This is a genomic window from Nocardia colli (genome assembly GCF_008704205.1).
GTDB lineage: Bacteria > Actinomycetota > Actinomycetes > Mycobacteriales > Mycobacteriaceae > Nocardia > Nocardia colli.
The window spans coordinates 116,641-139,135 of sequence record NZ_VXLC01000021.1; the positions used below are offsets into that span (position 1 = coordinate 116,641).

The window sequence follows — 22,495 nt, forward strand, 5'->3', positions numbered from 1 at the left end:
CGGCGCGAACTCAGTCGTCGTTGCCGCTGACCATCGACCGTCGTCCGCCGAATCTGTGCGCATCACCGAAGCGGGTGTCCTCGTCGTATCGGCGTTCCGGCGAGTTCGGCGGCGCGAACGACGCGGGCGGCGCGACCGGCATCGCGGATCCGAGGTCCGGCGCGTCCTCGATGAGATCGGACAGCTTCGGCAGTTGGGACTTGCGCTCGCGCAACGGTTCCATGAGCAGGCCGGCCTGCTGGGTGACCCGCCGGGCGGCCTCCTGCACCACCTCGGTCATCGCCTCGGCGATCTCGGTGTGGGTGAGGTCGCCGATGTCGTCGGCGAACTTGGTGTCGATGAGAATGCCGTCGGCATTGACGGTCACGGTGATGCGCTTGTCGCACGCGGTGGCGGTGGCGGTGAGCCGGGAACGATCCCGTTGGATTTTGGCAATACCGAGCATTTGCTCATGCAAGGCTTCCAGCATCATCGCGGCGTCGGCCTTCAGTCGTTCGTTCGCCACCAGAAGCCTCCACCTCGTAGTTCGAGCTCGCTTCGCAACGCCGCACCGAGCACAGCTGCCGCACAATAAGATTCAACACGCCACAGATAAGCCATGCATAATGCGAGACATAATCTCGGCATAAGTATTTGATAATCGCAGATTATCCAAGCCGATTAGGCACGGTAACGTTCAGCGGGGAATCGATGCGGAGGCATCGCAGGTTCCGAATTTCGTCGGGCAGCAGGAGAATTCGACGTGGACAACGACCGGGCCAAGGGTGATCTAGCAGACCTGCTCGATACGGTCAATCTGCACATTCGCTCGATCGCCGAGGCGCAGCGGCAGCGGGTCGAGCTCACCGCGACCGCCACGGCGGCCAAGGGCCGGGTGCAGATCACCGTCAACGCCGACGGCGTCGTGATCGAGACCCGATTCGCCGACGACATCGACGAACTGGACTACGACGAGATCGCCGACGCCGTCACCGACGCGACCCAGGAGGCCGCGATGGAGGTGGCCCGGCTGGCCGGCGAGTTGATCGCGCCTATCCAGCGGACCCGATCGCAGCTGCCCAGCCTCTCCGAGATGGTCGCCGGCCTGCCGGACCTGAAAACCCGTGTCCCGGAACCGCAGCGGGCCTCCTTCGATCCCCCGTCTGCACGTGACAACGACCGCTGAACCAGCCCTGGCCTGATCCATGAGCATCGAGATGCCCGAGGGCCTGCAATGGCTCAGCTATCTCGCCGGCGCGTCCTGGCCGAAAGGCGACGAGGACGCGCTCTTCGCGCTCGGCGACGATTGGAAATCGGCGTCCACGGACCTGCACGACCTCATCGAGGCGCTGCACGTCGCGTGTAACACCGCGCAGGTGAGCTACTCCGGCGACGGCGCGGACAAGATGAAGAAACAGTTCGACCAGTTCTTCGCCGGCGATCAGTCCGTCGACAAGCTGGCCGAACAGCTCAAGCAGCTGGGCGAGTCGGTGCGCCAATGCGGCACCCAGACCGAGTACGCGAAGCTCCAGATCATCATCACCCTGGCCATCCTGGCCGCGGAGATCGCCTACGCGCTGGCCACGCTCTGGGGTGCGTGGGCGGTGCCCGCCATGGAGGCCGAGGCGGCCGGCGTGTGTCAGCTCATCGGCCAGCGGCTGGTCACCTTCCTGGCCAACCGGGCCACCCGCCTCGCGCAGATGCCGATGTGGAAGCTGGCCGCGATCACCGGCGTCGAGCAGGCGGCCATCGGCTTGGGCGCGGACGCCCTGGCCCAGGGCATTCAGATGGGCAAGGGGCATCGGGACAGCTTCGACGTCAAACAGATGGTCATCTCCGGGGCCGTCGGCGGTATCTCGGGTGCGGTCGCGGCGCCGGTCGGCAGCATGATCGGTAAACGTCTCGGCAATTGGGTCGGCCACGACTCGATGACCTGGTGGAAAGCCGGCGGCATCGCGATCGGCGCGGGCATCCCCGCGGGTGTGGTCGGCGCGGGGGCGGGCATTGTCGCCAACGGTGTGTTCACCGGTCAATGGGAGTTCGATCCGGCCGCGATCCTCGGCGGTGTCGGCGGTGGTCTGGTCGGTGGCGTGCACGGTGTCGCCGGGCACGCGCAGTCGATCGGGATGGCCAAGGGGGGCTACACCGGGCTGTCCGCCCCGCCGCCGGTCGGCGCCGACGGCAGTCACGAACGGCCGGAACCGCGGGTCGTCGAGGTCAACGAGGGGGATGGCGGATCTTCGCGCGCCTCTTCGCTGTACGACGGCGACAGCGGGAACCACCGCTCGCCGTCGGTGCATTCGACGAGCGACCGGTCGAGTACCGCGCCTGCGAATTCCGCTACCACGCACAATGATTCGACGGCCCGGAACGGCCGGACGAACACGGCGGAGACGAACGGCAGGACCGAGACCAACAACTCGGCCGCGCAGCAGAACAACGGCTCGCAACAGAACAATGGCTCGTCGAGGTCCACCGACCGGCCGCAGTCGACCGACCGGCCACAGTCGAACAACCAGTCCCAGTCCAGCAACCAGTCGCAATCCAACTCCGGCTCAGGGCGATCCAACGGCTCCGCGCCCGCGCCGCAGTCCGCCACGTCATCCCACGTCGAGGGACAGTCGACCCAGCAGCCCGCGACACGCACCGGGATCGACCCCAATTCGAGCACCTCTCAACCGCAGCCGGTGCACGCGCAGTCCACGGATTCTCCTGCGCCACAAACGACGTCACAGACCCACTCCGCGGCGACGTCGAACCTCGAAGGCAACTCGAACAATTCGACGGGATCGACCACACACTCGCAGGGGTCCGCGGAGCAGCTGCGCAACGATGCGTCGGCGGGCTCACCGCTGCCGCAGTCGTCGCGTGTCGAGAACCTCCCGGAATCGCCTGCGCCACAGTCTCCGGCGCAGTCGAACGGGGGATTCCGTCCGGAAACACCGCCCGCACAGTCGATTACCGGAAACAGCACGGTGCCGCCGGGCAGTACCACTCAGGCGCCGGTCACGTCGTTGCGGAGCGAGGCACCGGTCCCGCCGCCGTCGGTCACCGACAAGTCCTCGGTCCAGTCGCCGCCGCAGTCGCCCCGCCCCAGCATCTCCTCGGTAGGCGACGGCTCCGCCAAGCCGCCGATCACCGCAGGCGTGCGCACCGACCCGATCCCGAACAATCAACGCGCATCGACGTCGTCGGCGGTCACCCCCGAATCGCAATTCCGCCAGGTCGAACCGGCGCAGGGTCCCCAGGATCACCCGGCAACCCCGAGGCGGCCCGAGTCCTCGCTCGAAACCCACAGGGAACCTGCGACTTCCACGGAAACTCCGCAGGGCTCGCGCGCGGCCGAGGGCCCCGAGGCTCCGCTCGGATCACCCCGCGACTCGGGCGACTTCCCGCCGCCGAAACGCGAAGACCAGATACCGCATCCGTCGGACTCGATCTCACCCGAGCAGCGCCCGCAGCCACAGCCGTTCAACGAAAAGCCGCCCGCAGGACTCGAATTCGTCCCCCACGACGACTTCAACCCCACCCCGCAGCAAGTGGCCGCGCTGCCCGGCCACCGCCTCGAGCGCATCCCGGCCGACGGCGACTGCCTGTTCCGCGCGATAGACCAGGCGACCGGCCAGACCCGCGGACTCGGGCATCACGACATCCGCCGGGAGTTCGTCGGTGTGCTGCGGGCCAGGAAAGACCAGCTGCTGGACAAGTTCGTCCCCAATTCCGCGGACTTCCGGGAGGCCGCGGCAGAGATCACCCGGATCGACACCACGCTGCGGGGCCAGCCCGACCATCCGTCGCGCGCCCAGCTACTCGCCGAGCGGGAATTCCGCCAGTGGGAATACGATTTCGAGCGCTCGGAGGCGTTCGATCGGCAGCTCGACGATCTGTCCCAGCCGGGTCACTACAACAACGAACTGGGCGACTTCCTCATCCCCGAGGGTGCCGACGCCCTCGGCCTGCACCTCGTGGTGGTTGACCACGACGGCACGAAAATGCACTTCGGCCCGCAGGACCGCCCCGAGCACATCCTGGTCCGCGTCGACGAGGCCGGCGGTCACTTCCACGTTGCCGAGCCGATCCAGCAGCGGCCCAACGAATTCGGGAACTTCGAACCCGAGTCACGGCGCACACCGCTCGACGAACCGAATTCGGCACTGGCGCAACAACCTACCGGCGCACCCCACCCCCGCGGCGGTCTGCGCGATTCCGACAACACTTATTTCGGCGAAGACCTGGGCACCAAGCTCGCATCCGAGGTCGACGGCGTGACCCATACGCCGCGCCCCCAGTTCGATCAGACCGGACTCGAGCCGCCGCCGCTGGCCACCGGTGACCGCTTCGAGAACTTGACCCGGGAGCGGCGCGAAGAGCTCCTGCCGACGCCCGGCGTGCCGGTCACGGTGCCCCGGCAGACGGACATCTTCGGCGGTGACGTGTTCACCCTCGTCTTGGACAGCGGCAAGGCCCACGAGCTGCCGCTCAAGTTTTCCGCGCCGGCGACCCGCTTCGAATCGCCCTTCGACGGGCCTTCGTACGCGGTTCAGCTACCGACCGGACGGGTCGATATTCCCGAAGTGATGACGCGGGGTTTCACGTTCCAGCCCGGTCCGGCCGGGCAACCGGGCACGCTATCGGTGAACCTGGTGCGCGGCGGCGTCCGATTCATGGGCTACGACAACATCACCCACAAGATGGCTCCGTTCGATGTGCCATACGAGGGCACTATCGTGGCGAAACCCGGCGAGGGAGTGTGGCGGCAGATCAAGTTTCCCACCAGTCCCGACTGGATCCGGGTTGCCGCCCCCGAGACCGTGCTGCCGAAGCTGCCGGTGCTCGAGCAGCGCCACCAGGACCCGCTGTTCGGGCCGAATGGGCCGCACCCCCGTGATGTACGCCAGGGCGACGCCGGCGACTGCTTCCTGCTCGGCAACCTGAAGGCGAAGGCCGACGGCGACCCGCAATCGATCGTCGTCCAGCTGCGCGACCACGGCGACGGCACGGTCAGCGTTCGATTCCGCGACGGCGGCGCCCTGGAATGGGTGCGCGTGGAGAAGAGCGTCTACGTCCAGCCGGGCACGCACAGCGGATACTTCGTCGGCCATGAGCCCGGAGATCCGTTGTGGGTCAGCATGATCGAGAAGGCTTACGCCCAGCGATTCAACCACGGCAACGGCTACCACGGCTTCACCACCTTCGGGTTGTCCCCGGTAGCGGCCGAACACCTCAGCCAGGGCTTCTACCATCCCGAGGGCGGTTTCCGGCCACAACCGGTCCGCAGCATCGGTGACATAGGCCTGCTGAACCCGCTCCGATTCGACATGGACACCCTGCACGACCTGGTGTCGGAAACCATCAAGCAGGACCGGGCGCGCGCCGGACTCCCGAACAACACGCCGCCCAGGGTCGACCCCGAATTCGTCCGCCGGATCGCCGATAGCTACGACGATTGGCATGCTCGCGCCGTCGCTCTGCACTCCTCGACCTGGCAGGGGCTGATGGCGGCCCATCCGAACGACCCCGCGGCCAGGACCGCCGGATGGAACCAGTTTCAGCAGAGCCACGACCTCACGTCCGCCCCTGGCTTCCGTAGCTATCTCGACGACCGGTATCCCAACGGGGCAGACGCCGAGAAAGCCGCCCTGACAAACTATTACGGCGCGGTGAACCCGAGCAGGCCGGAGACGAGCACGCTGCCGAGCGACGTCGCGGGCGCGGCGGTCGCCGATCGCATCGATTACGCGTTGCGGCGCGGCACGACCGTGACGCTCGATACGCGCCGGTTCGGTCAGAGCCACGAAAACGTCACCGAGGTACCGGGCCTGGTCGGCAGCCATACCTACGCGGTGATTTCCGTCGAACGCGACGGCAACGGCCGACCGGCCAAGATCCTGCTGGACAACCCGTTCGATCGCAATCTCGCGTTCCCGCCGGCGGATGGCATCGAATACCGGCTCGCCCCAGGCGGACCCGGCTACACCACCGATGCCAACGGCGTCCGGACCCGCACGGATCCGGACGGCACCACTTACACGATCCGGCCCGACGGAATCGAGTCCCGCCGGGATCCGAACGGCGTCACCTACAGCATGGGCCCCGACGGCACCCGGCGGGTCGAGTACCCGAACGGCTCGTTGGACCAGGTCTCTGCCGCCAAAGGCAGCAGAGTCTGGCAAACATCCGACGGAACACAGTACGGGACCCACGCGGACGGCACTACGGAGCGAAAAGCTCCGGGCGGCAATTGGGTTCCCGATCCCGGCCGGGTCGATCCGCCGGATTCCACCATCCCCCGCCGCGGCGGCATCGTCGCCATCGACCTGAAACACCTGACCAAGTTCGGTGCGCTCAATATGAGCGGTGCCGGCGCGCATGGGCTCTATGGTCCGGACACCACCGCGGGCGCTAACCATTCCGCCACGCCCACGGCCACCGCGCATCCGTCGAGTGGCCCCGACATTCGTTCCTACACAGGCGATTCGCGTCCGGCGACCGCTATACCGCACGATGGTTCGCAACCGCACCCGCAGCGCGATTCCGGCGCGGACGATCGGCCTTCGCGTCCGTCCGGCACCGGGCACCGGCTGTTCGGCAACGAGTTCGGCCAAGCACCCGAACCACGCAGCAGCACAACGGATCCCGCGCCGATCCGGTCGGGCCGTGGCGGCGAATCCGCCGACGGCAGCAGCCGCCATCACGCACCCGATCAGCTCAACCCGATCACCGCGGCCGCGGTGCCGGGCTCGGATTTCCGCGGCCATCTGGAAGCCCCGACCGTCGGTCACGTCGATCAGGTGCGGGCCCAGGTCGACGGCGCGCTGCGCAGCGCGGTCGACGGTCACGGCGGTTTGCGGGTCGACCCGATCGACGTGAACCGGGGACGGTATCGCATCACCGATACCAGCGGTGTCTACAGCAACGATCAGCACAGCTTCGAGGTTCGGGTCGAGACCCAGCGTATCGGTGACGACACCGCGGCCCGTTCGATTCTCAACCACGATAAGGGCCAGCACGTCATCCAGATCTCCGATCGGATCTCCGACAAGCACGTGCCCCGTGCCCTGGCGCACGAGATCGGCGAGATCGTCGCCGACCGCCAGCGCTACATCATCGATAAGCTCGATGCTTTCGGCCCTGACGAAGGTGTGTTGCGCCCGGGCGGGCCGACCGACGAACCCGCGCTCACCCCGCACGACGCCGGTCGCATCCAAGAACTCCGGATACTCGGCCAGCAACTCGAGGCGCTCCCCGACCCGGCCAACCGGAGACCCGAGGACCGCACCCGATACGACGAACTGCACCGCGAAGCAATGGCGCTGGTCGAGCACTTGGGCCTACGCGACGGCACGCCGGGTGCCGGTGACCGCAGAACCTTGATCAACGACCACCTCCAGTCCTCTCCGACCGGGCGCGACCAGGTGCGCCAGCTACTCGACGACGCCGGCGGCAACCGAAATCAGCTCTCCTCGAACGACCAGCGCCTGCTGCGTTCCATTCAACGCCAGGCTGGGGTGGACCAGTCCGCGTTCGACACGCATCGGGCCGAGCTGCAACCCGTCTTCGATCGGCCCATCGCGGACGAGGGCGGAAAGATCAGCCCGGAGCGAACTCGGGAGCTGGCCGACGAGAGCACCAGCGCACGTGCGAAACGCAGCGTGCAGACCCTCGCGGGCCTGCGCGAACAGGCGGCGGGGGGCGACTACCCGAAGCTGTCGGTCATCGAAGCAGGCGGCGGCGCCGCGCTCGCCGCCCGCGATCCGAAAGCGTTGCTGATCGACGACCGCGGCCGGTGGCAGTCCGACAACGGCGACCGAATCGCCCAAACCGCAGACCAATTGCGCAATCTCCGCCAGACCGGACTCGGCGATCCGTACCAGTTCGTCGGCGAAGGCCGGCCGGACGCCCGCGTGCCGCTCGACGCGGTCCGCTATTGGGAAGACTCGATCGCGTCCCAAGGACCCGTGGTCGATGGCAAGGCGAGCTTCCGCATGGAAGGCGGGAAGTTGCTCGCCGACATCAACCCGCTCGACGGCAGCCCGCACGTCACCGTGGAGGTCGAGGGGATCCCGGTCATCGCCACCGGCTTCCCGCCCGAGATCATCCCCGGCACCCGCGAGGTCGGCGGAATGCACGGGACATTCGACACGGCCGCACAGGAATTGGGCGCGCTCAACACGCCTGGTGCCACAGCCGCCAAGACGCAGATCGAGGCACTGTCCTGGCGCGATCCCGCGTCCGCGGACAAGGCCTTGAAGATCCTGTCGGACAACAGCATCGACCGCTCCGCGCTGTCCAAGAACGTCAACCATGCGCTGGATTCACTCAGCAACTGGAAGTCGTTGCGCGACAACCATCCCGGCCAGATCCTCTCCGGCGACGAAGCCAACCTGGCCGGCGTCGACCCTGACCGCGCCAACCGCTGGATCGTGGCCGGCACCGGCGGCACCGGCATCAGCGGCGTCGAGAACATGCTCAAACTCAGCGACAACGCGAAATTCACCATGATCGGCCGCAACGCACCGCCCGGACTTGCGGACAACACGCAGTGGAAGGAAGTCCGAGGCCAGCACGACCTCGGCTTCGACGCGAACAATCCGACCGCCGCCAGCAAGCAGAATTCCGACGGCAGTTGGCCCAACCCCACCGCAACCGGCCGACTGACCATGGCATTCGACCGGAACATGAACATCACCGGAATCGAGGAAAGCACCGGCCCGCAGGGCACTCGATTCTCCGTCGGCCCGCACGAAGGCGACGGCGTCATCGCCTCACTCGGCACCCGCAACTCGGTACCGCCCGCGGTCGCCGACCTCGTGGACACCGCGATCAAACGCGACCCGAATTCGGTATCCGCGCGAATGCTTTTCGACAACGACGGCCAATACCTCGGCTACCGCATCACCGTCGACGGCCGCGACATCGACGTCACCGGCGCGGCGTCCCGCTTCTTCCCCGGCGGGCAACTCTTCAGGCCCGGAACCGGCGACGTCCCACCGCTTCCCGTCGCCAATCCCGGAAAAGTGTGGAGTACCACCGACTCTCGCTACGCGCTGGCGCGCCCGCAACCCGGCTTCGCCGCACAGACCGCCTCGAACCGGGACGCCCCACCCGAAGGCGGAAACTTCGACGGCGGCTACGTCGCCTCCGCCACCCAGGCCACCCATTACGCGGCATGGCGACGCATCGACGGTACCGACGCGTCGAACACCATTACCGCTGCGGCCGTGCCGGGTTCGGAATTCCACGGCCACGTCGAAGCACCGGCCACCGATCACGTCGACCAGATCCACGGCCAAGTCGACAACGCGCTGCACAGCGCGGTCGACGGTCACGGCGGTTTGCGGGTCGACCCGATCGACGTGAACCGGGGACGGTATCGCATCACCGATACCAGCGGTGTCTACGGCAGCGATAGACACAGCTTCGAGGTACGGGTCGAAACGCAGCGCATCGGCGACGACACCGCGGCCCGCTCGATCCTCAACCACGACAAGGGCCAGCACGTCATCCAGATCTCCGACCGCATTTCCACCAAACACATACCGCGCGCACTGGCCCACGAGATCGGCGAAATCGTCGCCGACCGGAAACGCTACATCGTAGACAAACTCGATTCCTTCGGTCCCGATGAAGGCGTTCTGCGCCCCGGCGGACCGATCGATGAACCCGCGCTCACACCCCACGACGCCGGCCGCATCCAAGAACTCCGGGTACTCGGCGACGAACTCAACCGCCTGCCGGCCACGCAACAATCAGAACGCAACGCCCTGCGCGGTGAAGCGATGGCACTGATCGACCACTTGGGTCTGCGCGAGGGCACACCGGGCGCCCCGGAACGCAGAACCCTGGTGCTCGACCAGCTCGACCGCTCCGCCTCCGGCAGTGAGCACGTGCGCAACCTGCTCGACGACGCGGGCCGCGAGCCGAATCGACTGCCATCCGAGGATCAGCAACTCCTGCAACGCATTCAGGACCGGGCCACCGACGACCGAGCCAGGTTCGAGGCCCATCGAGACGCTCTGCGACCCGCCTTCGAGCGGCCCATCGCGTTCGACGGCAAACGAGCCACCCCCGAACAAACGCTGGCACTCGCCGACCAGAGCACTCAGCAACGCGCCCAGCGCAGCGTGCAAACCCTCGCCGAGCTGCGCACGCAAGCGGCCGCCGCACCGCAGGGCGAGCATCCGAAGCTGTCGATCATCGAGGCAGGCGGCGGAGCGGCGCTCGCCGCACGCGATCCGAAAGCCTTACTGATCGATGACCACGGCCGGTGGCAATCCGACAACGGCGACCGCATCGCTCAAACCGCCGACCAGCTGCGCAATCTCCGCCAAACCGGACTCGGCGACCCCTACCAGTTCGTCGGCGAAGGCCATCCCGACGCCCGTGTGCCGCTCGACGCGGTCCGCTATTGGGAAGACACCATCGCCGCCCAAGGCCCGGTGGTAAACGGCAGAACGGCATTCCGGCTGGAGAACGGAAAGCTGCTCGCCGACATCACCCCGCTCGACGGCACCCCGCCGATCACCGTGGACGTTCAAGGCGTACCGGTCATCGCCACCGGCTTCCCGCCCGAGATCATCCCCGGCATCGCCCGCGGCATCGGCGGCATGCACGGGACATTCGACACGGCCGCAAAGGAACTGGGCGACATCACCACCTCGAGTGCCGCGGCGGCGAAGGCACAGATCCAAGCCCTCTCCTGGCGGGACCCGGCCTCGGCGGGCGAGGCCTTGAAGATCCTGACGGACAACGGTATCGATCATTCCGTGCTGTCCAAGCCCACCCGGGATTCCCTGGGTGCGATCGACAACTGGAAGTCGTTGCGCGACAACCACCCCGGCCGGATCCTCTCCGGCGATGAAGCCAACCTGAAAGGCGTCCAACCCGATCGCGCAGGTGAATGGATCGTGGCCGGCACCGGCGGCACCGGCATCAGCGGCGTCGAGAACATGCTCAAACTCAGCGACAACGCGAAATTCACCATGATCGGCCGCAACGCACCGCCCGGACTTGCGGACAACACGCAGTGGAAGGAAGTCCGAGGCCAGCACGACCTCGGCTTCGACGCGAACAATCCGACCGCCGCCAGCAAGCAGATCAACGGCGCGTGGCCCAACCCCGGCGCGACCGGCCGATTGACCATGGCATTCGACCGGACCATGAACATCACCGGAATCGAAGAACGCCCCGGATCTCGTTTCGCGGTCGCCGGATTCGAAGGCGACGGCGTCATCGCCTCGCTCGGCACCCGTAATTCGGTGCCGCCCGCCATCGCCGACCTGGTGGACACGGCGATCAAGCGCGACCCGAATTCGGTATCCGCTCGAATGCTTTTCGACAACGACGGCCAATACCTCGGTTACCGGATCACTGTCGACGGACGCGACATCGACGTCACCGGCGCGGCCTCGCGCTTCTTCCCCGGCGGTCAGCTGTTCAAGCCCGGAACCGGCGATTTCCCCCCGCTGCCCGCGGTGAATCCCGGGACGATTTGGAGCACACAGGATTCCCGATACGCACTATCTGGCTCGCAACCCGGCTTCGCCGCACAGACCGCCTCGAACCGGGACGCCCCACCCGAGGGCGGAAACTTCGACGGTGGCTACGTCGCCAGTGCGACCCAGGCCACCCACTATGCGGCATGGCGGCGTAACGACGCGGACGGGACGAACGTCATTACCGCAGCGGCCGTGCCGGGTTCGGATTTCCACGGTCACGTCGAACCGCCGTCGACCAGCCACGTCGACCAGGTCCGCGGCCGAATCGACGGCGCACTGCACGGTGCGATCGATGGCCACGGCGGCCTGCGGATCGATCCCCCCGAAGCAGGCGAAACGGCAAAAGGGATATACCGCATCACCGACACCAGCGGTATCTACGGAAACGATCAAAGCAGCTTCAAGGTGCGCGTCGAGACCCAGCGCATCGGCGATGACACCGCGGCCCGCTCGATCCTCAACCACGACAAGGGCGAGCACGTCATCCAGATCTCCGACCGGATCTCCACCAAACACATACCGCGCGCACTAGCCCACGAGATCGGCGAGATCGTCGCCGACCGCAAGCGCTACATCGTCGACAAACTCGACGCTTTCGGCCCCAGCGAAGGCGTCCTGCGCCCCGGCGGACCAACCGACGAACCCGCACTCACCCCGCACGACACCGGTCGCATCCAGGAACTTCGAGTGCTCGGCCAGCAACTCGACGAGCTGCCCGGCCCGGCTGACCGGACCCCCGAAGACCGAACCCGATACAACGAGTTGCACCGCGAAACCATGGCATTGGTCGAGCATCTGGGCCTGCGCGAGGGCACACCGGGCGCCGAACAGCGCAGGACCCTGGTGCTGGATCACCTCGAGTCTGCCCCCGCCGGGCGTGACCAGGTGCAGCATCTACTCGACGACGCCGGCGGCAACCGGGACCAGCTGTCGACCAACGACCAGCGCCTACTGCGTTCCATTCAGCGCCAGGCGGGGCTGGACCAAGCGGCGTTCGATGCCCATCGGGCGGCCCTGCGGCCGGCTTTCGAGCGCCCGATAGCGTTCGACGGAGAACGAGCCACCCCCGAACAGACGCTGACCCTCGCCGACCAGAGCACTCAGCAACGGGCAGAACGCAGCGTGACCACCCTCGCCGATCTGCGTGCGCAGGCCGCGGGCGGCGACTACCCGAAGCTGTCGGTCATCGAAGCAGGCGGCGGCGCCGCACTCGCCGCCCGCGACCCGAAAGCCTTGCTGATCGACGACCGCGGACGATGGCAGTCCGACAACGGCGACCGAATCGCCCAAACCGCAGACCAATTGCGCAATCTCCGCCAGACCGGGCTCGGCGACCCCTACCAGTTCGTCGGCGAAGGCCGCCCCGGCGCCCGTGTGCCGCTCGACGCGGTCCGCTACTGGGAAGACACCATCGCCGCCCAAGGACCGGTGGTCGACGGCAGAGCGACCTTCCGGATGGAGAACGGAAAGCTGCTCGCCGACATCACCCCACTGGATCGTTCGACGCCACTCACGGTGGAAGTCCAAGGCATTCCGGTCATCGCCACCGGCTTCCCGCCCGAGATCATCCCCGGCACCCGCGAGGTCGGCGGCATGCACGGGACATTCGACACGGCCGCAAAAGAATTGGGCGCGCTCAACACGCCGGCCGCCACCGCCGCGAAGTCCCAGATCGAAGCACTGTCCTGGCGCGATCCCGCTTCTGCGGTCACAACAGTGGACATCCTGGAGGCAACCGGCGTCGACCGCTCCACACTGAGCGACAACCTCAACCACGCGCTGGATTCACTCAGCAACTGGGAAACGTTGCGCAAAGACCACCCCGGCCAGATCCTCTCCGGCGACGAAGCCAACCTCAAAGGCGTTAAACCCGACCTGGCCAAGCACTGGATCGTGGCCGGCACCGGCGGCACCGGCATCAGCGGCGTCGAGAACATGCTCAAACTCAGCACCGACGCGAAATTCACCATGATCGGCCGCAACGCACCACCCGGACTCGCCGACAACACCCAGTGGAAAGAAGTACGCGGCACCCACGACCTCGGCTACGACCATGAAAACCCGACTGCCGCCAGCCAACAGGTGAACGGCGCGTGGCCCAACCCCGGCGCAACCGGACGACTGACGATGTCGTTCGACCGGACGATGAACATCACCGGCATCGAAAAGAACACCGGCGCCCAAGGCACCACGTTCTCCGTCGCCGGCTTCGAAGGTGACGGCGTCATCGCCTCGCTCGGCACCCGTAACTCGGTGCCGCCGGCCGTCGCCGACCTGGTGGACGCCGCGATCAGACACGACCCGAACTCGGTGTCGGGGCAGATGCTGTTCGACAGCGACGGTCAGTACCTCGGCTATCGCATCACCGTCGACGGCCGCGACATCGATGTCACCGGCGCGGCCTCCCGTTTCTTCCCCGGCGGGCAACTCTTCCGGCCCGGATCCGGACCCGTCCCGCCGCTACCCGCGACGGATTCCGGGACCGCATGGCGTACCAACGACTCTCGCTACGCGCTGGCGCGCCAGCAACCCGGCCTCGCCGCGCAAACCGCGTCGAACCGGGATGCGCCGCCGGAAGGCGGGAACTTCGACGGCGGCTACGTCGCCTCCGCCATTCAGGCCACCCACTATGCGGCGTGGCGACGCGGCGGCGGCCGGGCCTTCTCGTGAACGATGTAACCGACGACGGGAGACGACAGGATGGGCAACGAACCATGACCGCGCCCTTCGTGCAGGTATGGCGGACGGCGGCGATCGACGAACCGGACAAGTGGGTACGGGCCGTCGCCTGGGCCGAGATAGCCGCGCGGCCAGTGGCGATCGCCGTGGCGGGGACCACGCTGGCCGCGTGGGACCTGACCTCCGGTGCGCAGCTGATCCGGTCGAGTGTTCCAGTCATGCAAGAGAATTCGACCCTGGTGCAGCTGACGGTCGGGCAGCTCGACGGGAATCCGATCGCGGTGACCGGTGACGTCGCGGGCCGCATCCAAGCGTGGGACCTGACCAGCGGTGAACCATTCGGAAAGCCGGTCGCCGAACTGCACGGTCGCGCGGCGGCGGTGGTCGCGGCGGGCGAGCTGCTGCTCATCGGCCGCGGCGCCGGTGCGACCTCGTCGGTGTACGAGGTGCCGGTCAGCTCCGGATCGGTCGAGGTGTGGGATATCGCGACCGCGCATTCCATCCACTCGCTGTGGCACGGCGGCTTCACCGACTCGGTCGCCGTCGTCGAACAGGGTGATCGCCCGGTAGCAGTCGTGGGGTCGACCTATTCCGCGCGGCCGCTGCTGGATCCGGACGACTCGGAATCACAGCTCACGACCTGGGATGTCCGAACCGGTGCGAGTCTGGACGAACCCATCCTGCTCACCGGCAACTCGGTGGCCGAACCGATGGCCGCGGGTGTCCTGGACGGACGCGCGGTCGCGATCATGGCGGGCGGCGAGGGCCTGAGCCTGTGGGATCTCGCCGAGCGACGGGAGCGGATGACGATCGCCTGCCCCGGCCGGATCGAGGCGATCGTCTGGGGGCAGACCGCGACCGGGCCGGTCGTGCTGGTCGGCGGCGGTGATGTGCAAGCGGCCGGCCGGAACTGGCTGCGGATGTGGGATCCACGCGACGGGCGGCTGATCGCCGAAACCAGCACCGGGACCGGCAGCATTTCCAGCTGCGCCGTCGCCCCGGACGGCAGCGTCATCGTGCCGTGGGGTGACCGAGTCCAACTGCTGCGCCGGTCGGAAACACCTTGATGCGCAGCACGTTCACCGGTCGGGAACTAGAGACGCGAAGACAGCGCCTCGCGGTAGGCGCTCGCGGTCGCCTCGAGCCGCGCGCGAGTGAATCGCCCTGGCTCGCGGGCGTAAGCGGCGCGACCGACCGCCGAGATGAACGCGTCCTCGGGGACGGCATCCATCGAGCCGGGGATGAACTTCAGGACTTCCGCCACGGCCTCGACGGCGGTAGCCACCGAGAGCCGATCGCGGTCGCCCTGATCCGGTGCGGCGCCGGCCGCAGGCACCAATGCCACCGACGCGGCGGCCTGCTCGGCGACCAGCAGGAATTCACCGGGACAGATGATCCGCGAGGCAGTGGGACCGCCGAATGCGGGCGGCGACGGCGGGATGGCCTCGTCCAGCTCGAACGTGAACTGCCGGGGCAGACCGCACAGCGCACAACTACCCGCGTAGACGGCGAGCAGGCGCCCCTCCTGGTCCTCTCGCAGCACATGTTCGGCTTCGAATTTCGTCTCGCCGCAGGAGCAGGCGTGCAGATCCATATAGAGCTGGCATTCAACGGATGACCGAGCAATAAGCACCTGGAAATGCTACCCCGATCGACCGAAGGAGCACGATGAGTAAACCCGTCGAGATCAAGCCCGAAGGGCTGCGCCGCGCGGCAACCGAATTCGACGATGTCGCCGATCGCGCCAAAAAGGTGCTGGACCGGTTGAAGTCCGCCTCGGAGAGCAAAGGCGAGCCGTGGGGGCACGACCACGCCGGAGAGAAATTCGCCGACGGGGAGAAGGGCTACAAGAAGAATCGCGACGGCACGTTCTCCTCGCTGTCCAGCCTCGTCGGTGTCTTCCAGGACAACGCGAAGAACCTGCGGGATTCGGCGAAAACGTTCGAGGAGAACGAGCAGGCAGCATTGCGCCCCCGAGAAGTGTTGCGCCCCACCAGGCGGGACGCCGTCGCGCGCTCCAGGGAGGGCTACCGCCCCGCCCTGCACGACTCCATCGACGCGGAACCGCGAAGCAGACTGTTGCGCGCCGACTTCATGCCCCGCAATGACACTGCCCCACTCGAGCCGTTCCAGGAGCCACTGCGCATGACCGATTCCATCCCCCGCAACGCCGTCCGCGCGGACATGTACACACCGGAGGGCGAGGTCACCGAGCCGGAATAGGCTGTGCCGCATCGGCCCTGCTGCGCTCACAACGCGTTGAGCATCCGCACTGCTCGGAGAAACGGCAGGTTGGCCGCCAGCCCGCGAGCGAGGTTCGGGTGGAACGAGCTCACGTTCGCCAGAACCGCGTAGCGCAGGCCGTGATCACGCCATACGGCCACCTGATCTCGAATCTCACTCGGTGTGCCGACGACACAGCAGTCGCGCACCATCGCGCTGGTCACCTTTTCGACATAGGACAGCACCGTGTCGCGATCCAAGAGCTGCGGCAGCAGATCCTGGATTCCGGAAAACGTCGCGCCCAGTGGATGTTGCGCGCCGTGGCGTTCCCACAGTTCGGCCGGTGCGCACAGTGCGCACGCGCGCGCCGCGACCGACTCCACGGCCTCCTCGATCTGTGCGTGACCGAGTCCGGTGATCACGAACAGCATGACCGCCGGGGTCAGGGCCAGCGGATCACGCCCGACATCGGACGCCGCGGCCCGCACCTGGTCCAGACGACGCCCGTATTCGGCCGCCGGTTGCGGATAGGCGGGGAACCAGGCGTCGGCGTAGCGGCCGACCGCACGCAACATCCGCGGACCGTGCGCGCCGATCCAGATCTCCGGGCGGGTGCCCCGATACGGCGGGATCTCGAAAACGGCCTTGTGCAGCGGGAAGTACGCCGAGTCCCGGCTGACCGGTGTGCCGTTCGAGTCCCACAGCAGTCGGATGGTTGCCATCGCCTCCTCGAATCTGGCCACCGGTGACTGCCAGTTCACCCCGTACGGCTCGTTGTTCTCGCGCTCTCCGGGGCCGATGCCGAGGATCGCCCGGCCTCGGCTCAGCAGATGCAACGAAGCCGCGGACTGCGCGGTGACCGCGGGATTGCGTCGGCCGGCGTCGGTGACCCCGACGCCGAGTCGCAACCGGCGCAGGGTGTTCTGGGCCGCCACATAACCGAGCGCCGTCCATGGGTCGTAATGCGCATCGATCCGCGGAATCAGACGCGCCGCACCCACATGCTCCGGCGCCCAGATGGAACTCGGCAGCAGCCCGGTCAGATGATCCGGGATGAAGAGCGAATCGGCTTGCGCCGCATTGGCTGTCCATCGATGCACACGCAAGGTCAGGTCGGGCGTGATCCGCGAGTGCAATCCGAGATCCATTACGCCGGTCCGGAATCTTTCCGGCTTGCTCATCGCGGCCGGTATGCCATGGCAGCGGCACAGGTGTCGTCGGCCGCGAGGAATATCACCGTGTCCGCGGTATCGAGCCGACCTGCCTCGGCCGCGGCCAGATAGGCGTGCACGGGAGCGGCAGTGTGCGGATCACCCAGGGCCGGATCGAGCCCGGCGATCGCAGCGGCTGGGACATCGAGCCGGGCGGCGAGCAGGTCGGCGAACCCTGGAACCGGCGCGGGAGCGAGCAGTACCGCCCTGCGGTCGATCAGGTCGGTGCGGTCGAGGCCCTCGTCGGCGAGGCACTTCTGGACAACCTCGGCGGCGGCGGATACCGGATCGCCACCCCCGGTGCGCCAGGTACCCGACGAGCGACCATGTGCCCCGGCCTCTTTCAGGTCCAACCAGGCCGTCGGCTGCACCGCTGCCACCGGTTCGCTGGTGTGCGGATGCCCGAACCCGCCGGCTTCACTATTGGTTCGCAGCAGCAGGGCGGCACTAGTTGTGGCGTAGGGGAAACCGGCGACCAGGCGTTCCGTGGAGGGGTGGCAGTCGCCGGCGAGCACGAGGGCATAGTCGAGGGTGCCGGAGCCGAGCAGACATTGGGTGGACAGCAACGCGGGCATCAGGCCGGTGCCGCCGTTCATGAGATCGAACGCGAACGCCGGTGTGCGACCGGTCCGATAATCCAGCCCGATGCCCAGCCGCTTCTGCAACAACGCGGCGACCGCAGGCTCGACGATGTTGTGGTCACGATAGACACCGATATTGACCACGATGTGGATTTGATCCACACCGATCCCGGCCGTGCGCAAACACGCAGCGCCCGCGCGGGTCGCCAGTTCGAAGTAGCTACCGGTATCGGTATCGACGCAGGCCGCAGCCGAGACGATGGTGACAGTCATGGCTTCAGGCCACCAATCGCGAGATGGTTGCGGCGAGCATTCCGGACACCACACCAGAGGCAAAGGGCATCAACGCTACCTTCGATCCTTTCGGAATTCGCTGCTGCGCCAGATATTCGTGCAGCACCAGGAAATGAGACGTGGAGGCGGTGTTGCCGTACTCCTCCAGCACATTCAGCGCCGGTGGCATCGTGGTGCCGAACCGGCGCTCGGCGAGCCGGCAGATCTGCCCGATGGAACGGCTGGAGAATTGATGGTGAATCCAGTAGTCGAACTTCTCACCGTCCCACGTACGCTCGTTCTCCGTCAGGAAGTCTGCACACCTGGTGATGAACTGAGAAAAATGGAGTTCGCTGGCCAAAGAACGGCTGTCGGTATACATCGCTATGCCGGCCGTCTTGTCGCTCGGCATGCCCATGCAGTACTCCGCGCCGCCGGCGATCGTCATCAGGTCGATGTAATGGATTTCATCGTCATCGTCACCACGATCGTCGACTATTACCGCGGCACCGGCGTCGCCAACGGTCAGCGCGGCGAACTGCGGATCGATGGGCTGGGTCATCTCCCGGGCAGCGGTCTCCGCGATGGGCGTGATCTGTTCACCGCTGACCACCAAGCCGTTTCGGATCACACCTGCTTTGATCATGCGATCCAGCAACATCACTCCGGTCAACATCCCAGCGCAGGCATTGGAGACGTCGAAATACAGCGCGTTGGCGGCGCCGATCTCGTTGCGCAGCATGAGCGCGAAAGACGGTGCGGCACTGATGATTCCCGGGCCGGAGGAGTGAGTGATGGAGGTCGAGATGATGGCGTCGAGTTCGCCGGCGCAGTAGTCGGAGTGTTGTAGGCAGTCATCGATCGCCCGCAAGGCCAGCACGAACGATGACTCGTAATGCTCGGGATCGGAATCGTAAACATGCCGATTACCCACCCCGGTGAGACGCTGCAAATCTGGCGTCCGGCTCATGTCCAGCTCGGCCAATACCTCCTGGGTGGATCGAACGGCAGTCGGCGTGTAGACACCGATCGATTCGAAACGGGTACGCAATGTCCTACTCCTCGGGTTGTCCGGGTGCGATTGAACCGTGCGATCGAAGCGCGTCGGCCTGGTTCACCCGCCGGATTCGGTCCTCAGCGCAGCCAGTTCCAGGACGGCGCGGACCCAGAGGTCAGCAAGTCCTCGACCGTCGGGCAGTGAATCATCGGTCACGACCGAGATGCTGAATTGATCGTGACTACTGACGAGAAAGGCGCCCAGCCGGTGTCCGGGTATCAGAGGCCCCAGAGCGATGAATTCCGACCCGACACCTCCGGCGAACGTCGCTGGTTCCTCCAGCCCGGGCATATTGCTGGCAACTATCGAGATGTGCGATCCGGAGAACAGCAGTCGAGCCATCGCCAGGATGAGCCACTTGGGAAATGATCGTTGCGCGGCACCGCTGACCGCGACATGATCAGCGCTTGCGGCACTGTGCGTGGATGCGGCAATTCCGGCGAGGCGTCGGAGCGGATCCGGTTCAGCACAGGGCAGCCGAATTCGTAAATTCGCCACACTGTTGCCATTGGCGTGTTCACCCGACCTAGGACGCAGGTCCACCGGTACAAGCGTCCACACCGGCTGCGGCCGGCCGTGCCGCCAGGGTGTGTCCGGCCAGGCCCGCAGCGCGCCGGCGAATGCGGCAAGAAACACGTCGTTGACGGTCACTCCGTGGTGATGCGCGATCGAGTGCATGAGCTCCCGGTCGACGCAGGCCCAGGCGAACCGGCGGTCTCCGGTTTCTGCGCACGGGATAAACGGCGATCGAGCAAGGGGAAGCAGGCGGCCGAGGTAGCGCATCGAGCCGCGCACCAGCGACCATCGACGAGCGCGCTCCACCGCCGGCCTTGTCGCGGTCGTTGCCGAGACCGGAGCCGATGGCCCGGCAGCAGACAGCAGATGCTGGCCGAGGCGAATGATGGAAGTCCCGTCGACCACCGTGTGGTGCGCCTTCAATACGGCTGTCCACTCATCGATCTCGGCGCCGTGGACGATCCATAGTTCCCACAGCGGCCGATTGCGTGCCAGCGGCAACGCCATGATCTGTTCGACGGCGGCCCGTAGCTCGGTTCCCGGCGCGCACAACCATTCCCGCACCTGATCCGCCAGATCGATGGTCGTCGCAGGCACCCAGCAAGGCGGCCGGGTGTCCGACACGACCGAGGACAGGTTCGGCCAGGCGGGTAGCCTGGCCAACACGACTTCGCGGACATCGGCCAGGTCCGGTGGCGGCCCGGTGAGCCGGAGCAGACCACCGATCTGCAAATGTTCGGAAGGGCGTAGGTACTCGAGGAACAGATGCTCCACGGCACTCAGCGGTATCGCCGCCGCACCGGCCGGCGACACCGTGTCGGAAACGCTCGATGATCTGGTCAACACACCTCCCGTCCATGTCTGCCGCGATCGTCATGAATCCGCCGACTTGCACCCGAGCCGTGCGCACCATCGGCGATACCCGGGCGGCTCGATGACATATTCGTTCCCGGCAGATACTTGGATGGGATCGAACTTGCCGAGCGCAATGCCTCGCATCCGCCGCTTTGGCGTAACGGCCAAACTTGTTGAAACTCAAAGTATCTCGAGGGCGGAATCACTATCATCGGTCCGGTGAGCTTTCCGGGGTCGATCGTTCAGGCATTGCGTGCCACTCCGGAGAAAGTCGTGGTCGAGCACGGCGCGCGGGAGGTCACCCGGGGGCAGTTGCTCGCGATGATGGGCACCATCGCCGGCGGATTGCGTAGGTCGGGGCTCGGGCCGGGGTCCGGCGTGGCCATGGTCGTGGATGTGAGCGCCGAGTCGTTGGCCGCGTATCTTGCGGCGTACACGCTCGGTTGCCGGGTGATCGGGGTGCGGCCCGGGCTCAGTGAACGTCAGCAGCGGCATGTGCTGAGTAATGGCGTGGACGCCGTCCTGGATGACCAGCGGGTGGCGGCGTTGCTGCGCGGGCCGGCGCAGTCGTTGACAATCGAGGCGCGGGCGAGTGACATCGCGCGGGTGTCTTACACCAGCGGCACCACCGGGCTCCCCAAGGGCTGTGCGCAGACCTATGGGGCGATGTCCGCGCATTGGTCCTGGGGTAATTCGACGTGGAGCCCGGACACCGCGGAGTTGGCTGCCTGCTTCGACCGTTATCTGCTGTTCGGCACGCTCGCCAGCGCGGTCGTGCAGGATTACCTCGCGCTGTGCCTGCTCGGCGGTGGCACCGCGGTGATCCCGGAACCCGTTGGTGCGCAACTGTTTCCCGAGGTGATCGAGCGGCTGCGGATCACCGCCACGATCATGAACGTGCCCCGGCTCTATCAGATGCTGGATGATCTGCGCGCCGAGCCGATGGACACCGGCAGCCTGCGGGCCATGGTGGTCGCCGGGTCGCCGCTGGCCGCGCACCGGCTCGCAGAGGCGGTCGAGGTACTGGGTCCGGTGGTGCACCAGGCTTACGGACAGACCGAGACCGGCGGACTGGCCGCGCTGACCCCGCAGGACATCGGCAGCGGCGTGCTCACCTCGGTCGGGCGTCCGCTGCCCGGAGTGCGCGTGGACATCCGCGACGGCGAAATCTACGTCCGCAACGACTACATGATGTCGGAGTACTTCGGCGACCCCGCCGAGACGGCCGACGTGCTCGTCGACGGCTGGATGCGCACCCGCGACCTGGGCTACCTCGATGACGGATACCTCTACCTGACCGGACGGGCGCGCGACGTGATCATCGTCGACGCGCTGCCGGTGTACGCCGGCCCGATCGAGCGCGTACTCGCCGGACATCCGGATGTGGACCAGGCATACGTCGTCGGGGCGCCCGACGACCGTCGCGGCGAAGCGGTACACGCCTTCGTCGTCCCGCGCGCCGGACACTCCCCAGACTCCACCGCGCTGTCCGCCCTGGTCCGCGCGGAACTCGGCGAATCGAGCGTGCCGCAGACGTACACGGTGGTGCCGGACGCCCCGATCGCGGCAAGCGGCAAGCCGGACAAAAAGGCCTTGCTGGAGCTATATCCACGGTAGATCACG

At 66.8% G+C, this 22,495-nt stretch carries 11 protein-coding genes; 5 read left to right on the forward strand and 6 right to left on the reverse strand.

The window, feature by feature from the left end; all coding sequences use genetic code 11:
• Nucleotides 1-10 precede the first annotated feature (10 nt).
• Nucleotides 11-505 carry a YbaB/EbfC family nucleoid-associated protein gene (locus F3087_RS34445; protein WP_150406298.1) on the reverse strand — a complete coding sequence of 165 codons (495 nt, stop codon included), beginning with the start codon at nt 503-505 and terminating at the stop codon, nt 11-13.
• A 237-nt stretch (nt 506-742) separates the two neighbouring features.
• Here F3087_RS34445 and F3087_RS34450 point away from each other — a divergent pair, with 237 nt between their 5' ends.
• From F3087_RS34450 to F3087_RS46165, 3 genes are read left to right on the forward strand one after another with little or no spacing between them, the layout of a single operon-like run.
• Nucleotides 743-1,165, forward strand: coding sequence for a YbaB/EbfC family nucleoid-associated protein (locus F3087_RS34450; RefSeq protein ID WP_150406299.1), 423 nt, complete (start codon nt 743-745; stop codon nt 1,163-1,165).
• Between the two features lie 19 nt (nt 1,166-1,184).
• Entirely contained in the window at nt 1,185-14,147 is a 12,963-nt protein-coding gene (locus tag F3087_RS34455; RefSeq protein WP_150406300.1) for a WXG100-like domain-containing protein, read from the forward strand.
• Between the two features lie 44 nt (nt 14,148-14,191).
• A complete protein-coding gene (locus F3087_RS46165; protein ID WP_191094286.1) occupies nt 14,192-15,223 on the forward strand; it encodes a WD40 repeat domain-containing protein in 1,032 nt (343 codons plus the stop codon).
• Between the two features lie 26 nt (nt 15,224-15,249).
• Here F3087_RS46165 and F3087_RS34465 read toward each other — a convergent pair whose 3' ends face one another.
• Nucleotides 15,250-15,789 carry a hypothetical protein gene (locus F3087_RS34465; RefSeq protein WP_150406301.1) on the reverse strand — a complete coding sequence of 180 codons (540 nt, stop codon included), beginning with the start codon at nt 15,787-15,789 and terminating at the stop codon, nt 15,250-15,252.
• Nucleotides 15,790-15,824: 35 nt separating this feature from the next.
• Between F3087_RS34465 and F3087_RS34470 the strand changes: the two genes are divergently transcribed.
• Entirely contained in the window at nt 15,825-16,379 is a 555-nt protein-coding gene (locus tag F3087_RS34470) for a WXG100 family type VII secretion target (protein WP_150406302.1), read from the forward strand.
• Nucleotides 16,380-16,405: 26 nt separating this feature from the next.
• On the opposite strand, the gene F3087_RS34475 is transcribed toward F3087_RS34470, so the two are convergent.
• From F3087_RS34475 to F3087_RS34490, 4 genes are all read right to left on the reverse strand, one after another.
• The gene (locus F3087_RS34475) at nt 16,406-17,560 is read right to left on the reverse strand and encodes an LLM class flavin-dependent oxidoreductase (RefSeq protein ID WP_150406303.1); all 1,155 of its coding nucleotides are present in this window, start codon (nt 17,558-17,560) and stop codon (nt 16,406-16,408) included.
• On the reverse strand, nt 17,557-18,444 hold the full coding sequence (locus tag F3087_RS34480) for a hypothetical protein (protein ID WP_150406304.1): 888 nt from the start codon (nt 18,442-18,444) through the stop codon (nt 17,557-17,559). The genes F3087_RS34475 and F3087_RS34480 overlap by 4 nt, the downstream gene beginning before the upstream one ends.
• A gap of 4 nt (nt 18,445-18,448) precedes the next feature.
• Nucleotides 18,449-19,495 carry a 3-oxoacyl-ACP synthase III family protein gene (locus F3087_RS34485; RefSeq protein ID WP_223885565.1) on the reverse strand — a complete coding sequence of 349 codons (1,047 nt, stop codon included), beginning with the start codon at nt 19,493-19,495 and terminating at the stop codon, nt 18,449-18,451.
• Between the two features lie 63 nt (nt 19,496-19,558).
• Entirely contained in the window at nt 19,559-20,863 is a 1,305-nt protein-coding gene (locus F3087_RS34490) for a wax ester/triacylglycerol synthase domain-containing protein (RefSeq protein ID WP_150406305.1), read from the reverse strand.
• A gap of 228 nt (nt 20,864-21,091) precedes the next feature.
• Between F3087_RS34490 and F3087_RS34495 the strand changes: the two genes are divergently transcribed.
• Entirely contained in the window at nt 21,092-22,489 is a 1,398-nt protein-coding gene (locus F3087_RS34495) for a class I adenylate-forming enzyme family protein (RefSeq protein ID WP_150406306.1), read from the forward strand.
• Nucleotides 22,490-22,495 lie beyond the last annotated feature (6 nt).

What these genes read in the sequence shown, in the direction of transcription:
- F3087_RS34475 (WP_150406303.1), bottom strand. Translation starts at nt 17,560, where the DNA reads ATGAGCAAGCCGGAAAGATTCCGGACCGGCGTAATGGATCTCGGATTG.
- F3087_RS34470 (WP_150406302.1), top strand. Translation starts at nt 15,825, where the DNA reads ATGAGTAAACCCGTCGAGATCAAGCCCGAAGGGCTGCGCCGCGCGGCA.
- F3087_RS46165 (WP_191094286.1), top strand. Translation starts at nt 14,192, where the DNA reads ATGACCGCGCCCTTCGTGCAGGTATGGCGGACGGCGGCGATCGACGAA.
- F3087_RS34480 (WP_150406304.1), bottom strand. Translation starts at nt 18,444, where the DNA reads ATGACTGTCACCATCGTCTCGGCTGCGGCCTGCGTCGATACCGATACC.
- F3087_RS34455 (WP_150406300.1), top strand. Translation starts at nt 1,185, where the DNA reads ATGAGCATCGAGATGCCCGAGGGCCTGCAATGGCTCAGCTATCTCGCC.